Below are 19409 nucleotides of genomic sequence, written 5' to 3' on the forward strand. Positions count from 1 at the left end.
TTGTCCCGTACGAGTCCGCACGGGCGTGCGGCACTCCGCACATGTGAGTGGGTACCGTTCCTGGTGAGCGGCCCGCTCAGCCCAGCTGGGTCGGTGCCTCCATGGCGATCCGCTCGAAGGTCTTCTGGTCCGCCGCGAAGTCCGAGTCGGGGATGGGCCAGTGCAGCACGAGCTCGGTGAAGCCCAGCTCCGCGTGGCGACCCGCGAAGTCGACGAACGCGTCCAGGGATTCCAGCGGGCGGCCCCGGTCCGGGGTGAATCCCGCGAGCAGGATCTTTTCCGGCCCTGTCACGTTCCGCCCGATCTCGGCGCAGGCCTCGGCCAGCCTCTCCACCTGACCTCGAAGGGCGTGTACCGACTGCTCGGGTGTGCCGTTCTCGTACAGCTTGGGGTCGCCCGTGGTCACCCATGCCTGCCCGTACCGGGCGGCGAGCCGCATCCCGCGCGGTCCGGCGGCGGCCACGGCGAACGGCAGCCGGGGCCGCTGCACGCAGCCCGGGATGCCGCGGGCCTCGTGTGCCGCATAGAAGTCGCCCTCGTACGACACCGTGTCCTCGGTGAGCAGCCGGTCGAGCAGGGGGACGAACTCGCCGAAGCGGTCCGCCCGCTGGCGCGGGGTCCACGGCTCCTGGCCGAGCGCGGTGGCGTCGAAACCGGTGCCGCCCGCGCCGATACCGAGGGTGACGCGCCCGCCCGAGATGTCGTCGAGGGAGATCAGCTCCTTGGCCAGGGTCACCGGGTGCCGGAAGTTCGGAGAGGTGACGAGCGTGCCGAGCCGGATCCGTTCGGTGGCCGCCGCGGCGGCGGTGAGCGTGGGTACCGCGCCGAACCAGGGGCCGTCCCGGAAGGTCCGCCAGGACAGGTGGTCGTAGGTGTAGGCGGTGTGGAAGCCCAGCTCCTCGGCGCGCCGCCATGTGTCTCGGCCCCCCTCGCGCCAGCGGTCGATCGGCAGAATCACAGTGCTCAGTCGCATGGGGACGACCCTACGAGAGACCGAGCAGGTGTTGCATCGACTGCGCGGCGCGGACGGCGGCGTCACCGCAGCAGTTGTTGAACAGGACGTGGACCTCCCGCGTCTGCTCGGCCATCTCGCGCACGTGCGGTGTCCACTCGGAGAGTTCTTCGGGGGTGTAGGAGTGGCGGAACCTCTCTTCCTTGGTGCCGGTCCCCCACGCGCTGCTGCGGCCGTGGAAGCGCACCAGGGCGAGTTCCGGGGTGGTGACCCGTACGACCGGTGGCACGGAAGCGGGGAGCGTCTGCACCATGTCCACGGCCACGGCGGCCGTGTCCAGCTCCGTCAGCAGGGCGGTCGTCGCATCGACGTGCTCCTCGCGCCACCAGCCGGGGTGTCGGAACTCCACGGCCATCGGCCATCCCGCGGCACGCTCACGGCACCGGCGCAGGAACTCCACCGCCGGCCTGCCCGGTACGAGCCGGTGCGGGAACTGGAAAACCAGAGTCCCCAGACGGCCGGACGCGCGCAGTGGTTCGAGGGCCGCGCTGTACCGGTTCCACACGTCATCGAGCAGTCCGGGGTCGATGCCGGCCCGCCCCCGCTGTCGTGCGAGGGCCGGTCGCAGTTCGGCGGGCAGCGCTTCCGGCCGTGTCGGATGCCCGGTGAGCAGGGAGAACGCCTTCACGTCGAACCGGAAGCCCTCAGGGGTGCGGTCGGCCCACAGAAGGCTGTTACGGGTACTGGGCAACCCGTAGTAGGTGGAGTCCACCTCTGCCACCGGGAACTGTGTGGCGTAGTGCCGCAGTCTGCCCTCCGCGTCACGGTGGCCTGTCGGGTACCAGCCGCTGGACACCAGCGCCTTGTCCGTCCACGAGCAGGTTCCGACCCGGATCTCTCCCATCCTGCCCGTCTTCCCCGGCCGCGGTGACGGATGCGTCCAGAGCGTGGGGGCACCCACCCGGCGGTCCGGGGCGGGCCCCGGTGGTCCCGCCGGAGCCGTCGGTCAGCGGACCCTGCCGTTCCTCCAGGGCATGGGCGAGGTGTCGGGTACGGGTTCCTCGTACGTCTCGTCACCGGGGAGCGGGGCGGCCGGCCGTCGGTCGGACGGGAAGAACCGGCCCTTCCTCCACAGGGGCGAGTCCGTCGGTGTCGACGACTCGGTACGGCACCTGACCTCGTCCCGCCGTGCCACACGCCGGGATTTCCGTGGGCCGAACCAGCGGTGGTGTCTGTCCGGTTCAGCTCGTGGCGGATGGGCAAGGCCGGACCGAGGTCACCGGGATGCCCAGGCGCATCCGGTCGGTGACCGGCCGCCGTGGCGGCGGCGCGGGAGGAACACGGTGCTCAGGTGTGGACTCATGCCCTCGAGCCCAGGTCCTGAGGGGCTTCCCGGGACGCGGTGTTTCACGTGAAACGATCACTGCACCTTCGGTGAATACTGAACCTCCGGCGACCACTGCACGTCCGGCGACCACTGCACGTCCGGTGACCACCGGCTCCGGCTGGTCACCGCACGCGGGCACTCAGCCAAGGCGTGAGGACGATCATCGGGATGAACTCCTTGTGCGTCCGGCCCCCGGGGGAGCGGTACGACCAGGAAGTGGCCCGGCGGGAAGCGCCGGCCTCGGACGTGGGCGAGGCCGTCGAAGACGGAGCGGAGGAAGGCGGGTACGTCGTCGCGGGCGATGTCGGGGCACTCCACGCCCTCCACGTCGATCAGGGCATCGTCCTCGGGATAGAGCCGCACGCCGACCCGGGGCAGGCCACCGAACTCGACGTGGGCCTCGTGGGGGAGAGAGCCGTCCGGGTCGGTGGTCACGCCCACGCCCGCCGCGGTGCGGCGTGATGTCTGGTCGGCGCCGATGTCGTGGGTGACCTCGATCTCACGCTCGTACACGGCCGCGAGCTCCCGGAGTGCGTTGACGGCGGCCTCCGTGGTGGGCAGATGTTCCATACCGCCGATCATGCATCATTGCGGGCCGTCGGAAACTGCCGGGTCAGTGGCTCGAGGGGAACCGCAGATATCCAGGAGGCACGGTGCCGGTCAGCCACACGCCGTTCGCGCTCACCCGGAAGACATGGCCGTCGCGGTCCATGGCGGCCGCGTCCACGGGGAGGACCACGGGGCGGCCTCTGCGGGCGCCCACGCGGGTCGCCGTCGCGCGGTCGGCGGAGAGGTGCACGTCGTGCCGGTTCATGGGCAGCAGCCCCTCGGCGCGGATGGCGGCCAGGTGCCGGGCGACGGTGCCGTGGAAGAGATACGGCGGCGGGGTGGCCGGCGGCAGCCCGAGGTCGACCTCGATGCTGTGCCCCTGACTGGCGCGGATCCGGGTGCCCTCGGTCGCGAAGCGCTGCTTGTCGTTCGCGGTGACGACGTGGTCCAGTTCCGCCCGGGTGAACCGGAAGCCGTGTGCGGCCGCCGCGGCGATCAGCGTCTCGATCTCGACCCAGCCGGCCTCGTCGAGGGTGAGCCCGATCGCCTCGGGCTGGTGGCGCAGATGTCTGGCCAGGTACTTCGACACCTTCACGGTGCGTCTTTCGTCCATCCGCTCAGCCTGCCGGGCGAGACGTGCACCACGCGATCGAATATGCCCGGGATGTGTGATCCACAGCCAGGACTGTTTACCCGCAGCGGAGGGGCCCCGTGGGCCCCGCAGCCGGCCGACCCGGCGCGGAGGAGGCCCCGCAGCCGGCGGTCGATCCAGTGCCGAAGGGGTTGAGCGAAGGCCCGGGCATCGAGGTGAACGAGGCTGTCCGTCCCTCGGCACGTCCGACGGTGACGAACTCCCCTGCCTGCACCGAGCTCCAGTCGTGCCGCACCAGAGGCACCGGCTCGTCCGGGCCGACCGCGTCCGCGACGGCCAGGAAGTCGTCGGTCGGTTTTTCGAGGGTGGATCCGCCCCGCGACAGGCGCGGCGCGGTGGACCGCCCGTGGCCGCGGATGTCGTGCGCCACGACGTGGAAGTGCCCGGCGGGACGCGGCGCGACCTCGGACCGCACCTCCTTGCTGTCGGGGTAGCCGTGCACCAGGACGACGGCCGGCCGTCCGGGGCGCCGGCTCCTCCCCGCACAACTCGACGCCACCCGTGCGCACCCGGCGCTCGCGCGCCCCGCAGCACCGCTTCGGACAAGCCCTTCCCCCCTCCGCCCCGCGCGCCCCGCAGCACTGCTTCGGGCAAGCACCCCACCCCCTCCGCCCGCGCCGACGGGCGCTGGGCCCGAACGGCCCTCCCGCACCGTTCCCGTCGTCGGCGACCGCCGCGCCGCAGCCGCGCCGTGGTCCCGGACAGCCGGCTGCGCTACGTTTCCGTAGCGTGCCACCGGCGAATCTCGTAGTTCCCCGGAGGCCGGTTCAAGAGCGGCCCGGAGGGAGGGGACAGCTCCTGGCGGGGGATCCCCTACGGGCCTGTACGACTCCAGACGGACGCCAAGACCGCTCTCCGGTCTGACGACCCGCGTGGCGCGGGTCACTAACGTCGGTGAGGTGACTGTGATCGCGACCGAAAGCCTGAGCAAGCGGTTCCCCAGGGTGACCGCGCTTGACCGGCTCTCCATGGATGTCGGCCCCGGTGTGACCGGGCTCGTCGGGGCCAACGGAGCCGGCAAGTCCACGTTGATCAAGATCCTTCTGGGTCTGTCCCCCGCGACGGAGGGCCGCGCCGAAGTGCTCGGCCTCGACGTCGCGACCAAGGGCGCCGCCATCCGGGAGCGGGTCGGCTACATGCCGGAGCACGACTGCCTGCCGCCTGACGTCTCGGCCACCGAGTTCGTGGTCCACATGGCACGCATCTCCGGCCTGCCGCCCACCGCCGCGCGGGAGCGCACCGCGGACACCCTGCGCCACGTCGGCCTGTACGAGGAGCGCTACCGCCCCATGGGCGGCTACTCGACGGGCATGAAGCAGCGCGTGAAGCTCGCGCAGGCCCTGGTGCACGACCCGGACCTGGTCTTCCTGGACGAACCGACCAACGGTCTCGATCCCGTAGGCCGTGACGAGATGCTCGGCCTGATCCGCCGTATCCATACCGACTTCGGCATCTCGGTCCTGGTCACCTCCCACCTTCTGGGCGAACTCGAGCGCACCTGTGACCACGTGGTCGTCGTGGACGGCGGCAAGCTGCTGCGCTCCAGCTCCACCACGGACTTCACCCAGATCACGACGACCCTCGCGATCGAGGTCACCGACACCGACGAGCACCCCGACGGCACCCGCGCGGTGCGCGACGCGCTCCACGCGCGCGGGGTGACCGTCCAGGACGGCAGCGGGCTGCCGGGCTCCGGACACGTCCTCCTTCTCACCGCCCAGGGCGAGGAGACCTACGACCTGGTGCGGGACGTGATCGCCGACCTCGGACTCGGCCTGGTGCGCATGGAACAGCGCCGCCACCACATCTCCGAGGTCTTCACGGACGACACGGACACCGGCGCAGGCGCAGGTACGGACACAGGAACAGGCAAAGACACCGGGGCCGACGGCGGCAACGGCGAGCAGCGGAAGGAGGCGGTCGGCCATGGCGGTTGAGCAGCCCCTGCGGACACCCGCACCGACGCCGGGTGACCAGACCCGGATCCACAACATCGGCTACCGCTCCTACGACGGACCCCGTCTCGGCCGCTCCTACGCCAGGCTCTCGCTGTACTCGCAGTCCCTGCGAGGCTCCTACGGACTCGGACGCTCGGCGAAGTCCAAGGTGCTGCCGATGCTGCTGTTCGTGGTGATGTGCGTGCCCGCCGCCATCATGGTCGCCGTCTCGGTCGCCACGAACGCCAAGGAACTGCCCGTCGACTACACGCGCTACGCGATCATCATGCAGGCCGTCATCAGCCTGTACGTCGCCGCTCAGGCACCGCAGTCCGTCTCGCGCGACCTGCGCTTCAAGACGGTTCCGCTGTACTTCTCGCGGCCCATCGAGACCACGGACTACGTGCGCGCCAAGTTCGCGGCACTGGCCTCGGCCCTGTTCATCCTGACCGCCGCTCCCCTGCTCGTGCTCTATGTGGGCGCGCTGCTGGCCGAACTCGATTTCACCGACCAGACCAAGGGATTCGCGCAAGGGCTCGTCTCCGTGGCACTGCTCTCACTGCTTTTCGCCGGCATCAGCCTCGTCATCGCGGCAGTCACCCCGCGCCGCGGCTTCGGCATCGCCGCCGTGATCGCCGTCCTGACCATCTCCTACGGCGCGGTCTCCACCCTCCAGGCGATCGCGGACGTCCAGGACAGCTCCGGTTCGATCGCCTGGATCGGGCTGTTCTCGCCGATCACCCTCATCGACGGTGTGCAGTCCGCCTTCCTGGGCGCGAGCAGCACCTTCCCGGGCGGAACCGGACCGTCGAACGGCGAGGGCGTGGTGTACGTCCTCTTCACCCTCGGCCTGATCGCGGCCTGCTACGGCCTTCTGACGCGCCGCTACCGGAAGGTGGGCCTGTGACCACGCTCTCCATCGACCATGTCTCCCGCTGGTTCGGCAACGTGGTCGCCGTCAACGACATCACCATGACCATCGGCCCCGGCGTCACCGGCCTCCTCGGCCCCAACGGCGCCGGAAAGTCCACCCTCATCAACATGATGGGCGGCTTCCTCGCCCCCTCCACCGGCACCGTCACCCTCGACGGCCAGGCCGTGTGGCGCAACGAGAAGATCTACCGGCACATCGGCGTCGTCCCCGAGCGCGAGGGGATGTACGACTTCCTCACCGGCCGCGAGTTCGTCGTCGCCAACGCCGAACTGCACGGGCTGGGCGCCAAGGCGGCCCAGCGGGCCCTGGCGACGGTCGAGATGGAGTACGCGCAGGACCGCAAGATCGCCACGTACTCCAAGGGCATGCGGCAGCGCGTGAAGATGGCCTCCGCGCTCGTCCACGAGCCGTCCCTGCTCCTGCTGGACGAACCGTTCAACGGCATGGACCCGCGCCAGCGCATGCAGCTGATGGACCTGCTGCGGCGCATGGGCGACGAGGGCCGCACCGTGCTGTTCTCGTCCCACATCCTCGAAGAGGTCGAGCAGCTCGCCTGGCACATCGAGGTCGTCGTCGCCGGCCGGCACGCGGCCAGTGGCGACTTCCGCAAGATCCGCCGCCTGATGACGGACCGCCCGCACCGTTATCTGGTGCGCTCCAGCGACGACCGTGCCCTCGCGGCCGCGCTGATCGCCGACCCGTCCACGTCCGGCATCGAGGTCGACCACAGCGAGGGCGTTCTGCGTATCCAGGCCGTCGACTTCGCCCGCTTCACGTCCCTGCTGCCCAGGGTCGCGAAGGAACACGGCATCCGCCTGCTCACGGTCTCGCCGTCCGACGAGTCCCTCGAGTCCGTCTTCTCGTATCTCGTCGCGGCGTAGGAGGCCGAACCATGTACGACCCCACAGTCGCCCGACTCACCTACCGGGCCCTGCTCGGCCGTCGCCGGGCCCTCATCCTGGGCGCCCTGCCCCTGCTGCTGATCGCGATCTCCCTGGCGGTGCGCGTCCTCGCCGGTGCCGACGACCAGACCGCGGCCGACGTGCTCGGCGGGCTGGCGCTCGCCACCATGGTGCCGATCATCGGTGTCATCGCCGGCACCGGCGCCATGGGCCCCGAGATCGACGACGGCTCGGTGGTGTACCTGCTGTCCAAGCCGGTCAAGCGGTCCACGATCATCTTCACCAAGCTGATCGTGGCGATCGCCGTGACGATGGTCTTCTCGGCGGTGCCCACCCTGGTCGCCGGTTTCATCCTCAACGGCAACGGCCAGCAGGTCGCCGTCGCCTACACGGTGGCCGCGCTGGTCGCCTCCATCGCGTACGCGGCGCTCTTCCTGCTGCTCGGTACGGTCTCCCGGCACGCGGTGGTGTTCGGTCTGGTCTACGCGCTGGTCTGGGAGGCCCTGTTCGGCTCCCTGGTGCCCGGGGCCCGCACCCTGAGCGTCCAGCAGTGGTCGCTCGCGGTGGCCCAGAAGGTCTCCGGCGGCGACCTGGTCACCTCGGACGTCGGCCTGACGACCGCGACGGTCCTGCTGGTCGTCGTCACCGTCCTGGCCACCTGGTACGCCGGTCAGAAGCTGCGCACGCTGACACTCGCCGGAGAGGAGTGACCTCACCTCGTTCCGCGGTCTGTTCCACTCCGGCCCGCGGGCGCAGGGGGACACCGGGGGCTACGGCTCCTGATCCGACGGAAGGACCGATCGCGACGGCGGACGGGACGTTCGGGCACGACGAGCGGCGCAAGCACGAGAGCGACGACCTCCCCGGCCTCCGGACCGGCGGCCCGGCCCGTGACGGGGACACCGAGGCCACGGGCGGGGACTCCACCGCCCCGGACGACGTGGTCCTGGACGACGCCTTCATCCGCGCCGCGGAGCCCGCCGAGCCGTCCGCCCGCGCCCGCATGCCGGCCGAACGCCGACTGCACGAGGAGCCGCAGCCCCGGCGCTCCAACGAGCCGCCGACGGGACGGGTTCTTCAGCAAGGCGCGCCGGCGGGGGTGGCGGTGTCGGCGGGGATGAGGGCGGCGGGGCGTCAGGGCTCCGCGGCCCCGGCCCCCGGCCCCGCGTCTTCGGCGTATCCCGTCGGCCGGGCCGGTCCTTGGGGGCCCTTCCCTGTGCCCGATCGGGGCGTGGTGCCGGGCCACGCGACCCGATCGGACGCTCAGAGGAAGAGGGCCCCTTAAACGAGTGGCATCCCACTCGCCCGGCGGGCAGAGTGGTCGTGTCCGCATCGCCGGGAACGCCCGGTGTCGTGATCCGGGAGAGGAGCGGGGCGATGTCCATGCACGGCAGTACGTCCAGCTCCTGCCAGGGCAGCCGACGGCGGACTCCGGAGTAGTTCCTGCTCCGTTGTTGAGTCCGCCCCACCGGGAGCTGCCCGGGGCGGCCGCTTCGAGCACGCGCATCAGCCGCGTGGGCCGCCCACCCGGAGGATTGGCCGAGAGGTAAGGCACCGGCTTGCTGAGCCGCGGTCGGGCGAAAGCCCGCGCACGTTCGATCCGTGCATCCTCCGCACGACGTTGAACCCGCGATGCCCGCCGAGCGCGGGCGTCGCGGGTTCAACGGGCCTCTCAGCCCAGCAACCGCTCCAGCACCACCGCGATCCCGTCCTCCTCGTTGGAGGACGTCACCTCGTCGGCCACCGCCCGCAGTTCCTGGTGGGCGTTGGCCATGGCGATGCCGTGCGCGGACCAGGCGAACATCGGGATGTCGTTGGGCATGTCGCCGAAGGCGATCGTGCCCGTGGCCTTCGCCCCGAGCCGGCGAGCGGCCAGGGACAGCCCGGTGGCCTTGGACAGGCCGAGGGGAAGCAGCTCGACGATGCCTTCGCCCGCCATGGCGACGGTGACGAAACCGCCCGCGGTGCGGGTGGCCACCTCGGTGAGTTCGTCGTCGGTGAGTGCCGGGTGCTGGATGTACAGCTTGTTCAGGGGAGCCGCCCACAGGTCCGCCGCGTCCGTGAGCGGCGTCGAGGGCAGTCTGCCCGTCACCTCGTAGCCGGGGCCGACCAGTACCTCGCCGTCCAGACCGTCGCGGCTCGCGGCCAGGTGCAGCGGACCGACCTCCGCCTCGATCTTGGCCAGCGCCACCGAGGCCAGCTGCCGGTCCAGGGTCACCGACGTGAGCAGCCGGTGAGCCCCGGCGTCGTACACCTGGGCGCCCTGGCCGCAGACGGCGAGCCCCTGGTAGCCGAGGTCGTCGAGGATGGGCCGGGTCCAGGGAACCGCGCGGCCGGTTACGACGATGTGGGCGGCGCCCGCCGCGGTGACGGCGGCGAGCGCGTCCCGGGTGCGGTCGGAGACCGAGTGGTCCTCACGCAGCAGTGTGCCGTCGAGGTCGGTGGCGACAAGCTGGTACGGGAACGGCGCGCTCACCTGGTGACCGGTTCCAGGAGCTCCCGGCCACCCAGGTACGGACGCAGCACTTCAGGGACCCGCACCGAACCGTCGGCCTGCTGGTGGTTCTCCAGGATGGCCACGATCGTGCGCGGTACGGCACACAGGGTGCCGTTGAGCGTTGCCAGCGGACGCACCTGCTTGCCGTCCCGCACGCGGATCTGGAGCCGACGGGACTGGTACTCGGTGCAGTCCGAGGTCGAGGTCAGCTCGCGGTACTTGCCCTGGGTCGGGATCCACGCCTCGCAGTCGTACTTCCGCGCGGCGGAGGAACCCAGGTCGCCCGAGGCGACGTCGATCACGCGGAACGGCAGCTCCAGCGACGTCAGCCACTGCTTCTCCCACTCCAGCAGCCGCTGGTGCTCCTCCTGCGACTCCTCCGGAGTGACGTAGGAGAACATCTCGACCTTGTCGAACTGGTGTACGCGGAAGATGCCGCGGGTGTCCTTGCCGTGAGAGCCGGCCTCGCGCCGGAAGCAGGGCGAGAAGCCCGCGTACCGGAGCGGCAGCCGGTCGGCGTCGATGATCTCGTCCATGTGGTACGCCGCGAGCGGCACCTCGGACGTGCCGACCAGGTAGAGGTCGTCCTTCTCGAGGTGGTAGACGTCCTGGGCCGCCTGGCCGAGGAAGCCGGTGCCCGCCATGGACTGGGGCCGCACCAGGGCCGGGGTCAGCATCGGGGTGAAGCCGGCCGCGGTCGCCTGGGCGATCGCGGCGTTCACCAGCGCCAGCTCGAGCAGGGCGCCGACGCCGGTCAGGAAGTAGAAGCGCGACCCGGAGACCTTGGCGCCGCGCTCGACGTCAATGGCGCCGAGGATCTGGCCGAGCTCCAGGTGGTCCTTGGGCGCGAAGCCCTCGGCGTCGAAGTCGCGGGCGGCGCCGTGTGTTTCCAGCGTGACGAAGTCCTCCTCGCCGCCGACCGGGACATCGGGGTGGACGAGGTTGCTCAGCCTGCCCAGAAGCTCCTGCGTCTCCGCCGCTGCCGTGTCCCGTTCCGCGTCGGCCGCCTTCACGTCGGCCGCGAGGGTACCGGCCTTCTTCAGCAGCTCGGCCTTCTCGTCACCGGCCGCCTGGGGAATGAGCTTGCCGAGCGCCTTCTGCTCGGCGCGCAGCTCGTCGAAGCGGACGCCGGACGACCTGCGCCGTTCGTCGGCGGACAGGAGGGAGTCGACGAGCGCGACGTCCTCTCCACGGGCGCGCTGCGAAGCGCGCACACGGTCGGGGTCCTCACGGAGCAGGCGAAGGTCAATCACGTGGTCAAGGCTACCGGTGCGGGGTGACGCCCCACGACTCGCTCTTCCACCGGACCTGCTCGCCGACCGTTATAGGCGAATTGCACCCTGTGCCCGTAAGGGCTGATTCGAGGTCTCCGTGGGGACGTCACGGGGCCGATTCGGGGTGGACGGGAGTGTGCTGCACCGCCTGGAAAGGGGGGCGGCCCGCAGGCTGCGCGTCGACTGCAATTCCCTGCTGGAGTCAGGGTGCGGCCCCAGTTGTCCACAGGCCCTCGCGGGCTTCCGAAAGTTATCCACAGGGTGTGAGGAAAGTCTGTGGACTTCGGAATCAACCACTCCGAAACGCGCGACCGGAGGTGGGGATTCCCGTCGAGAAATCCCCTTACCTCCACTTTCAGGTGGAAAGGGATCCTCCCGAAGGGTTGACGAAAGGGAAAGGGTGGACGAAGGGCGATCCTCGGGCGAGTAACCGCGATCATGGACAGGGGGTGATTTGTCGACGAAACGGCACAACGCTGTCGACTTGTCCCCAGGTCGAGAAGTGGGCCTGTGGATAACTTCTGTGGATAACGAAAATCAGAAAATGAGACTGATAAGGCCGGCCGCGGGCAGCCCAGGGCCGCCCGCGACCGGTCTCCCACCTGACCTCAGACCCTCAGAACCGGCCGTCCTGGCAGCGCGCCACCCAGTCCGCCGCGGACGCGAATTCTTCGTCCGAGGTCCCTGGCTGGAGATCCCGTACCTTCGGCGGACCCACATCCGCACGCGGGTACGAGCCGAGGAAGCGCACCTGAAGGCAGACCCGCTTGAGACCCATCAGTGTCTCGGCCACCCTGCGGTCCGAGATATGGCCCTCGGCATCGATGCAGAAGCAGTAATTGCCGATACCGGCACCGGTGGGCCGGGACTGGAGCAGCATGAGGTTGACGCCGCGCGTGGCGAACTCACCCAGCAGATCGCGCAGGCCACCGGGGTGGTCGTCGCGCTGCCACAGCACGATGGACGTCTTGTCCGCGCCGGTGGGCGCGGCGGGCCGTGCGGGGCGTCCGACCAGGACGAAGCGGGTCTGGGCATTCTCCGCGTCGTGGATTCCGGTCTCCAGGGCCTCCAGCCCGTACCGGGCCGCCGCGAACTCGCCGGCGAAGGCCGCGTCGTACCGGCCCTCCTGCACCAGTCGGGCACCGTCCGCGTTGGAGGCGGCCGACTCCCAGACGACGTCCGGGAGGTGCTTCTTCAGCCAGTTGCGTACCTGCGGCTGGGCGGCGGGGTGGGCGGTGACGGTCTTGATCTCCGACAGTCTGGTGCCGGGACGGACGAGCAGCGCGAAGGTGATCGACAGCAGCACCTCGCGGTAGATGGTCAGCGGGGTACCGGCGACCAGTTCGTCGAGAGTGGTGGTGATGCCGCCCTCGACGGAGTTCTCGATGGGGACGAAAGCGGCCTCGGCCTCCCCGGCGCGTACCGCGTCGAGCGCGGACTGCACGGACACGTACGGGATCAGTTCCCGGGTGGCTGCCTCCGGGAGAGTACGCAGGGCGACTTCGGTGAAGGTGCCCTCGGGGCCGAGATACGCATAGCTCGCTGGCATGACCTCACCCTAATGGGCCCACGCCGGGCGCATCCCCGGACGCGAGCCCAGGAGTGCCCCCGCGAGTGGCAGGTATGTGACACGGGTGGCCTCAGCCCTCCAGCAGCAGCTGCCCCACATACCCGCCCTCCGCCGCGCCACCCGGCACCGCGAACAGTCCGCTCGCCTCGTGCCGGAGGAACGGCGTCAGCGCGTCGCCCCGGTCGAGCTTGCGCTGCACCGGTACGAAGCCGCGCAGCGGGTCGGCCTGCCAGCAGACGAACAGCAGACCCGCGTCGGGCACGCCGTCCGCGTCCATACCGTCGTGGTACGAGAGGGGGCGCCGGAGCATCGCCGCGCCGCCGTTCTGGTCGGGGCGGGTGATCCGGGCGTGGGCGTTGACGGGAACCACCGGATTGCCCGCGGAGTCCGTCTTCTCCAGGTCCATCTCGGTCGTCTCGGTCCCTCCGGACAACGGCGCTCCGTCGGACTTGCGGCGCCCGACGACGGCCTCCTGCTCCTTGACCGCGAGCTTCTCCCAGTCGTCGAGCAGCATGCGGATGCGGCGGACGACCACGTAGGAGCCGTGCGCCATCCAGGCGGGGTCACTGTTCGCCGGTACGAAGATCCGCTGGTCGAAGTCGGATTCGGACGGCTTGGGGTTACGGGTGCCGTCGATCTGGCCCATCAGGTTGCGTGCGGTCATCGGGCGGGCGGTGGCGCCGGGTGAGCGGTTGAACCCGTTCATCTGCCAGCGCACCCTGGCCGCAGAACCGGCGTCCTTCTGCACGGCGCGCAGTGCGTGGAAGGCGACCAGGGCGTCGTGGGCCCCGATCTGCACCCACAGGTCGCCGTTGCTGCGGGCCTTGTCGAGGTGGTCGGAGGAGAAGTCGGGCAGCGGGTCCAGGGCCACCGGACGCTGCTTCTCCAGTCCGGTACGGGCGAAGAAGCTGTGACCGAAGCCGAAGGTGAGGGTCAGTGAGGAGGGCCCGGCGTCCTGGGCCACACCGGTGTCCCCATTGGCGCTCGGTTCGCCTGCCATGAGCCGTCGGGCCGTGTCCGACCAGCGGCGCAGCAGGGCGGCCGCTTCCTTGCGTCCGGCGCCCGGCGCGAGGTCGAAGGCGATGAGATGGCCGCGGGCCGGGAGTCCGTCGGTGATGCCGGGCTGATGTTTCCCGTGAAACATTGCCCGGTCCTCGCCCACGGAGGTGAGTGGGGTGACTTCGGCGGACGCGGCGGGCGCGGCGGCGGCGTAGCCCACCGTACCGCCCGCGGCGCCGAGCACGACTCCGGTGGCCCCGGCGGTGCCGAGCAGACGGCGCCGGGAGATGCCCTCCCGGTCGGCGCGCGCGGTGGTGCCTTCCCGGGGTTCTGGCACCGCAGTGGTGCGGGCCTCCGGAGTGGACTGGTCAGCCATGGTGGTTCAGCCGATCTGTGCGTTCTTGGAGACGGTCGCCTGGTCGATGTCGGAGGTCCGTACGGTCACCTCGACCGTCCAGTCTCCGGCCATGGGGATCTGCACTCCGCTCGCCGACCAGTGTCCGGTGGCGAGGTGGTCGGGGACGACGGACAGCGGTCCGATGTCCTTCGCGTCGAGGGTGAGGGCGACTTTGAGTTCGGGGACGTCGAAGGCCTTGCCGTCGGTCCGCTCCACATAGACGTGCAGGTCGTTGCCGCCCACGCGGGCGGGGTCCAGGTCGATGGTGACGACGCCCCTGCCGTTCTTGCCGCCGGTGTCGAAGGGCATGTTCAGGGTCACCGCACCGGTTCCCTGGGCGGCCGAGGACGAGGGCGACGACGTGGCCGGGGACGACGAGGCGGCCGACGCGGCCTCCTGCTCCGTGCGCCCCGGCTCGGTCTGTGTGAGCACGGTGGTGATCGTGAGCAGGACGACGGCGATACCGGCCTCGGCGAGCACGGAGCGGCGCAGCCCGAAGAGGTTCGGATCGGAGTCCCGCAGCCGCTTCTGCCGGGCGCTCGCCACGGCGGCCCGCTGCCGGGCGAGTTGTGCGGCCCGCGCGGAGTCCACGCCGGCCTGCGCCCCGGCACCGGATTCCTCCGGACGAACATCGGCAGGCCCCGTGTCGTCCGCGACCTTCCCCCGTTCCACCTCGGTGTCGGTGTCGGTGTCGGTGTCGGTGTCGGTGTCGGTGTCGGTGTCGGTGTCGGCGGCAGGGACGCCCCTCTCCGCACCGGTCGCCCCGCCCTTCGAGTCCGACACCGCCGCCACGGTTTCCTTCGGCTCCTCCCGGAGCGACACCGGCGCCCCGGGCTCCGCCAGTCGCGCCGTCCACCGCCGGGAGGCGTACGCGATCCCGACCATGACCACCACGAGCCCGATCTTGGCGAGCAGCAACTGCCCGTACCGGGTGTCGGTGAATGCCGACCAGGAGCCGAGCTGCCGCCAGCTCTGGTAGGCCCCGGTGCCGACCAGGGCGACCACACTGCCGAACGCGAGCCGCGAGAACCGCCGGACGGCGGCCGCGTCGACCGCGGTGTCGGCAGGGGCCCGGTAGAGCGCGACGAGCAGGGCGGTGAGCCCGCCGAGCCAGGTGGCGACGGCCAGCAGGTGGACGACGTCGACCGGCATCGCGATGCCCGGCTGGAGCCCTTGGGAGGCGTGCTCGGACATGGCCCAGCTCGCGGCGAGCCCGGCCGACACGACCGTCCCGCCGATCGCGAGCCCGAAGGACAGGTCCCGCCTCTCCTCGTCGTTCTGCTCGTAGCGGGCGGCACCGAACAGCACCGCGATGAACAGCGCCGCCGCGGCGAGCAGCAGCAGCCGTGACACGAGAGCCGCGCCGGTCTTGGTCTGCAGCACCTCGCTGAGCAGCGTCAGGTCGAAGACGTCGGCGACCTTCCCGGAACTCGTGTAGGAACCGCGCAGGAGCAGCAGTGCGAGGGTGGCCGCGGTGAGCGTGAGCCACCCGGAGACGACCAGCCGCTGCACCGCCCGTACGCCGGAGCCGTGCCGCCAGCAGGCGAGCACGAAGGCGGCTCCGCCGACCATGACCACGAACCCGGCGTACGACAGGTACCGTCCGATGCCGTACAGCGAGCCGACCAGTCCGTCGTCGGAGGCCTGGACGGTGGCCTCGACGGAGGTCTCCGAGGGGGCCCCGACGGAGAAGGTGAAGGCGCCGGCGACGGGGTGGCTGTCCGCGGACACCACCTGGTAGGTGACGGTGTAGGTGCCGTCGGGCAGCCCACCGAGCAGCCGCACGGTGTACGTGGTGCCGCTCGCGGCGGCCGGGTCGCCCTTGTCGACCCGCTCGCCCTTGGGGTCGAGGACGCGCAGGGCGTCGTCGCTCACCGCGACCGGTTCGGAGAAGGTGAGCGAGACCTGGGCGGGGGCCTGGTCGACCACCGTCCCCTGCTGGGGATCGCTGCCGGTCAGCGCGGCGTGCGCGGAGGCGGGAGCGGCCCCGGCGAGGAGCGCGCCGGTGACGGCCAGGAACAGCAGCACCAGGATCCGGACGCGGGGGACGATGGTCTGGGTCACAGGGGTTCCTCCCTCAGTGTCCGTGCTTCGGGGTGTAGGTGGCGGGCTTCACCGGAATCTCGACCGTGACGGGGCCGGAGCGGGCGAAGCGCAGCTCGACGGAGACCTTCTGACCCTGCTTCGGCCGCTGTTTCAGCTGCTCGAACATCAGATGGTTGCCGCCGCTCTCGAGCACGAGGCTGCCGTGGGCCGGGATGTCGAGCGCGTCGGCCTCCTGCATGGCCCCGTCGACGGTCTCGTGCACGGTGACGTGGTCGGCGGCGTCACTGCTGACCGAGGTCAGCTGGTCGGCCGCGCCGCCCTTGTTGCTGATGACGAGAAAGCCGGCCGCCATGTCCGACACCGGCTGCGGCATGTAGGCGGAGCCGACGGACAGGTCCGCCTCGCCACCCGAGCCCGGGCTGTCCGAGTCCGAGCCGCCGCAGCCGGCCAGGGCCAGCGCCCCGGTGAGGGCCACCGCCGTGAGGCCGTGCGGCCTGCCGAGGAGCCGTCTGCCGGAAGGCCGGCTTTCTGCGAGCCGCTTCCCTTCGAGCCGGTTCACGGGTTCTCACCCTTGATGATCTTGGGGAGGTCCGCGGTGTAGTCCTCGACGGTGGCGTCCTCGCCGTAGAGGAGGTAGCCGCCGTCGGTCTTCGGGGAGAAGGCGATGACCTGGGTTCCGTGGTCGGAGACGACCTGGCCCCTGTCGTCCTTGCGCGGCGCGTCGATCGAGATGCCGAGGGTGCGGGCGCCGGCCTGGATCGTGTCGAAGTCCCCGGTCAGGCCGACGACCTGGGAGTCGATGCCCTTGAGCCACTTGCCGAGCGCGGCGGAGGTGTCCCGCTCGGGGTCGGTGGTGACGAACACGATCCGCAGCTCGTCCTGCTGGTCCTGGGGCAGCTGCTTCTTGGCCACCGCGAGGTTGTTCATGGTCAGCGGGCAGACGTCGGGGCAGTGTGTGTAGCCGAAGTAGACCAGCGTGGGCTTGCCGGCGGTCTCCGCGCGGAAGTCGTACTCCTTGCCCTGCGTGTCGGTGAGGACGAGGTCCGGCTTCTCGAACGGGTTGTCGAGGGCGGTGGCGGCCTTCTCCGCGCCGGCCTCCTCGGAGACCATGGCGATGGGGCTGTCGCTGTCGCTGTCGCTGTCACTGTCGCCGCTGCCGCAGGCGGAGAGGGTCAGGGTGGCGGCGAGCAGGGCCGCCGCGAGGGTCTTCTTGCGCATGATGAGGTCCAGAAGGTAGGTGCTCCGGCGCGCACCGGGGTTCCACGGGGCCGTGGAACCCCGGTGCGCGCCGTTGAACAGGGGGCTCAGGCGTCGGCGCGTCGGCGTCCGGCGAGTACGCCGTAGGCGACGCCCGCGGCGCCGACCACGATGCCGACGACGCCCAGGACCCGGGCGGTGGTGTCCGTGCCGCCCGCGTCGTCGGAGCCGGCCGCCGCGGTGCTCTCCGCGGCGGCGTTCTCGCCGTTCCCGGTGGTCTCGTCGGCCTTGGAGCCCTCGGCCTCGCCGTCCGACGCACCGTGCGCGTGACCGTCGGCGGAGGCCTCGGCCAGAACGAGCACGGGGGCCGGGAAGTCGGGCTCCTCCTGACCCTCCTGGGGTACCTCGATCCAGCGGACGACCTCCTTGTTGGAGTACGTCTGCAGCGCCTTGAAGACCAGTTCGTCGGCGTCCTCGGGCAGGGTGCCGACGGACACCGGGAACTTCTGGAAGAAGCCCGGATCGATGCCGTCGTCATCGTCGGCGGTCCAGGTGACCTTGGTGACGGCCTCGTCGATCTTCCTGCCGTGCATCTCCAGCGGCTTGTCCAGCTTGGACTTGGTGACCTTGATGTCCCAGCCGTCGACCGGCTGCGGCATCACGGAGGCCAGCGGGTGGTCGGTGGGGAACGTCACCTCGAGCTTGGTCGTCGACGCGTTGTCGCGCTCGTTGGGGACCTTGAAGTCCACGACCGCGTAACCGCCCTTGGCCGCCTCGCCCTCGGGCTGCACGCTGACGTGGGCGAAGGCGGGGGCGGACAAGGTGAGGACGGCGACACCGGCGACAGCGCCGACGGCGGCGATACGGGAAGCCTTCATGGCAGAAGCACTCCGCTTCAGTTGGGTTTCGCTGACGGTAAGGGATCCGCGTACGGACGTACGTCCCCGCCGGTGGCCGGCTGCCGGGCCGCAGCCGGCCCGCTCGCGCGAAAGAAGTACGAGCGGAGCGGGCGGGAAGTGCGCGGGGGAACACGCGGGAAAGCGGACGCGCACGCGCGTGCCGTACCGCACGCCGGCGCCCCTCTCCCGTCCGGAGGTCCGGCGGTGGCGGAGTGGTGGCCCGGTCGCGTCAGGCGGCGAGGGCGAGTGCGGTACCGGTCGGCGGCGGGCCCCGGCGGATCACCGTGTGCTGGAGTGCGGTGATCCGGGGCGTGGGCGGCACGGTCGGTACGGTGCGCAGCCGGCGCGGGGTCTCCCGGGGAACCCCCGGCAGACCCGCGTGCAGCGCAAGGACCAGAGTGAGCGCCACGCGGAGGGACCGTACGAGGGAGCCCTCGGCGACGCCGTGCGCCGACAGTTCGGTGAGCCGCAGCAACGCCAGGTCGCCGCGGCGCAGCAGCCAGCCGGTGGCGAGCGCCGCGAGGAGGTGCACGAGCAGCATCGGCAGGGACGGCAGCAGCGGCACCGCCGAGCCCGCGGCCGAAGGGTCCGAGGCCAGGGACAGGACGCCCTCCGGGGCGCGCCCCGGGTGGGGCCCGCCGACCGCGCTCTCCGTGCCGGTCGTGCCGGGGTGGATCCGGGCGTCGGTGAGGATGCGCCGAGCCTGTGCGGGGCTGATGGCCGCCGTGCCGGCACCGCACACCAGCCGGGCCGCCTGCTCGATCAGCGAGGCGTCGGACACGGACACGGACCCGGACCCGGGAGACGACGCGGCCGACGACACGTTCGCGGTGACCGCGACGCCGTGCTGGCCGATGCCGAACACGGTGTGCAGCACCGCCTGGCCGACTGCCAGCAGGGCGGCGATACCGGGCAGGGACCGCGCACGTCCGGCGAGGGGCAGCACGGCCGCGAACGCCCCGAGGAATCCGACGCCCAGCGTCCACAGCGGAACGACGGCGTGGGAGGCGAGTGTGTGACCTGCCCCGGCCAGCACGACACAGACCGCGGCGAACACCGCGGCCCGCGGCATCCGGAGCCCGCGTCCGGAGCGCATCGTGTGCGGGTGGGGGGCAGTCATGGCGGGCTCATCATCGCACTGGGCCTCCGGCTGCCGTACGGCAGGTCCGCAAGGAGAGCTACGGCCGGAAGGCCACTTCTGTGACGTGACGTCCCGT

16 protein-coding genes, 1 tRNA gene and 2 pseudogenes are annotated in these 19409 nt (G+C 71.0%); 5 read left to right on the top strand and 14 right to left on the bottom strand.

The genetic code is table 11. From position 1 onward, the window contains the following. Positions 1-76: 76 nt before the first annotated feature. The 5 genes and pseudogenes from TU30_RS01030 to TU30_RS01055 all read right to left on the bottom strand — a co-directional run. Positions 77-973, bottom strand: coding sequence for an LLM class flavin-dependent oxidoreductase (locus TU30_RS01030; RefSeq protein ID WP_042163282.1), 897 nt, complete (start codon positions 971-973; stop codon positions 77-79). Positions 974-983: 10 nt separating this feature from the next. Next, positions 984-1856, bottom strand: coding sequence for a DUF72 domain-containing protein (locus TU30_RS01035; RefSeq protein WP_042163284.1), 873 nt, complete (start codon positions 1854-1856; stop codon positions 984-986). A gap of 605 nt (positions 1857-2461) precedes the next feature. Continuing rightward, a pseudogene (locus TU30_RS01045) lies at positions 2462-2909 on the bottom strand (hypothetical protein). A 43-nt stretch (positions 2910-2952) separates the two neighbouring features. Further along, positions 2953-3501, bottom strand: a complete 549-nt coding sequence (locus TU30_RS01050; protein WP_042163289.1) for an RNA 2'-phosphotransferase — start codon at positions 3499-3501, stop codon at positions 2953-2955. 66 nt (positions 3502-3567) lie between these two features. Beyond that, a pseudogene (locus tag TU30_RS01055) lies at positions 3568-4049 on the bottom strand (alpha/beta fold hydrolase); the annotation flags it as partial. A gap of 396 nt (positions 4050-4445) precedes the next feature. On the opposite strand from TU30_RS01055, the gene TU30_RS01060 reads away from it, so the two are divergent. The 5 genes from TU30_RS01060 (at position 4446) to TU30_RS01085 (ending at position 8927) form a co-directional block, all read left to right on the top strand. Beyond that, positions 4446-5477, top strand: a complete 1032-nt coding sequence (locus TU30_RS01060) for an ABC transporter ATP-binding protein (RefSeq protein ID WP_042163293.1) — start codon at positions 4446-4448, stop codon at positions 5475-5477. Next, entirely contained in the window at positions 5467-6384 is a 918-nt protein-coding gene (locus TU30_RS01065) for a membrane protein (RefSeq protein ID WP_042163296.1), read from the top strand. The genes TU30_RS01060 and TU30_RS01065 overlap by 11 nt, the downstream gene beginning before the upstream one ends. After that, entirely contained in the window at positions 6381-7292 is a 912-nt protein-coding gene (locus TU30_RS01070; protein ID WP_042163297.1) for an ABC transporter ATP-binding protein, read from the top strand. Before TU30_RS01065 ends, TU30_RS01070 begins: the two co-directional genes overlap by 4 nt. Positions 7293-7303: 11 nt before the next feature. Then, complete coding sequence (locus tag TU30_RS01075; protein ID WP_042163299.1) at positions 7304-8023, top strand: ABC transporter permease subunit; 720 nt, start codon at positions 7304-7306, stop codon at positions 8021-8023. Between the two features lie 819 nt (positions 8024-8842). Further along, positions 8843-8927: transfer RNA gene (locus TU30_RS01085), tRNA-Ser, on the top strand. Between the two features lie 58 nt (positions 8928-8985). Here TU30_RS01085 and TU30_RS01090 read toward each other — a convergent pair. The 9 genes from TU30_RS01090 to TU30_RS01130 all read right to left on the bottom strand — a co-directional run bounded on the left by TU30_RS01090 (position 8986) and on the right by TU30_RS01130 (position 19312). After that, a complete protein-coding gene (locus tag TU30_RS01090; RefSeq protein ID WP_042163302.1) occupies positions 8986-9789 on the bottom strand; it encodes an HAD family hydrolase in 804 nt (267 codons plus the stop codon). Further along, positions 9786-11063 (bottom strand): serine--tRNA ligase, encoded by a 1278-nt coding sequence (serS, locus tag TU30_RS01095; protein WP_042163304.1) that lies wholly within the window; start codon positions 11061-11063, stop codon positions 9786-9788. Before serS ends, TU30_RS01090 begins: the two co-directional genes overlap by 4 nt. A 637-nt stretch (positions 11064-11700) precedes the next feature. Continuing rightward, a complete protein-coding gene (pheA, locus tag TU30_RS01100; protein WP_042163306.1) occupies positions 11701-12633 on the bottom strand; it encodes a prephenate dehydratase in 933 nt (310 codons plus the stop codon). Positions 12634-12724: 91 nt separating this feature from the next. After that, the gene (gene efeB / locus TU30_RS01105; protein WP_042163308.1) at positions 12725-14029 is read right to left on the bottom strand and encodes an iron uptake transporter deferrochelatase/peroxidase subunit; all 1305 of its coding nucleotides are present in this window, start codon (positions 14027-14029) and stop codon (positions 12725-12727) included. A gap of 6 nt (positions 14030-14035) precedes the next feature. Further along, positions 14036-16114, bottom strand: a complete 2079-nt coding sequence (locus TU30_RS01110; RefSeq protein ID WP_042163310.1) for a copper resistance CopC/CopD family protein — start codon at positions 16112-16114, stop codon at positions 14036-14038. Between the two features lie 13 nt (positions 16115-16127). After that, on the bottom strand, positions 16128-16571 hold the full coding sequence (locus TU30_RS01115; RefSeq protein WP_042163858.1) for a copper chaperone PCu(A)C: 444 nt from the start codon (positions 16569-16571) through the stop codon (positions 16128-16130). A gap of 80 nt (positions 16572-16651) precedes the next feature. Further along, on the bottom strand, positions 16652-17314 hold the full coding sequence (locus tag TU30_RS01120; protein ID WP_042163312.1) for an SCO family protein: 663 nt from the start codon (positions 17312-17314) through the stop codon (positions 16652-16654). A gap of 86 nt (positions 17315-17400) precedes the next feature. Beyond that, positions 17401-18171, bottom strand: coding sequence for a YcnI family protein (locus TU30_RS01125; RefSeq protein ID WP_042163314.1), 771 nt, complete (start codon positions 18169-18171; stop codon positions 17401-17403). A 250-nt stretch (positions 18172-18421) separates the two neighbouring features. After that, positions 18422-19312: a hypothetical protein gene (locus TU30_RS01130; protein ID WP_042163316.1), complete on the bottom strand. Its 891-nt coding sequence runs from the start codon at positions 19310-19312 to the stop codon at positions 18422-18424. Between the last annotated feature and the right edge of the window lie 97 nt (positions 19313-19409).

This window comes from Streptomyces sp. NBRC 110035, assembly GCF_000829695.1.
Classification (GTDB): domain Bacteria; phylum Actinomycetota; class Actinomycetes; order Streptomycetales; family Streptomycetaceae; genus Streptomyces.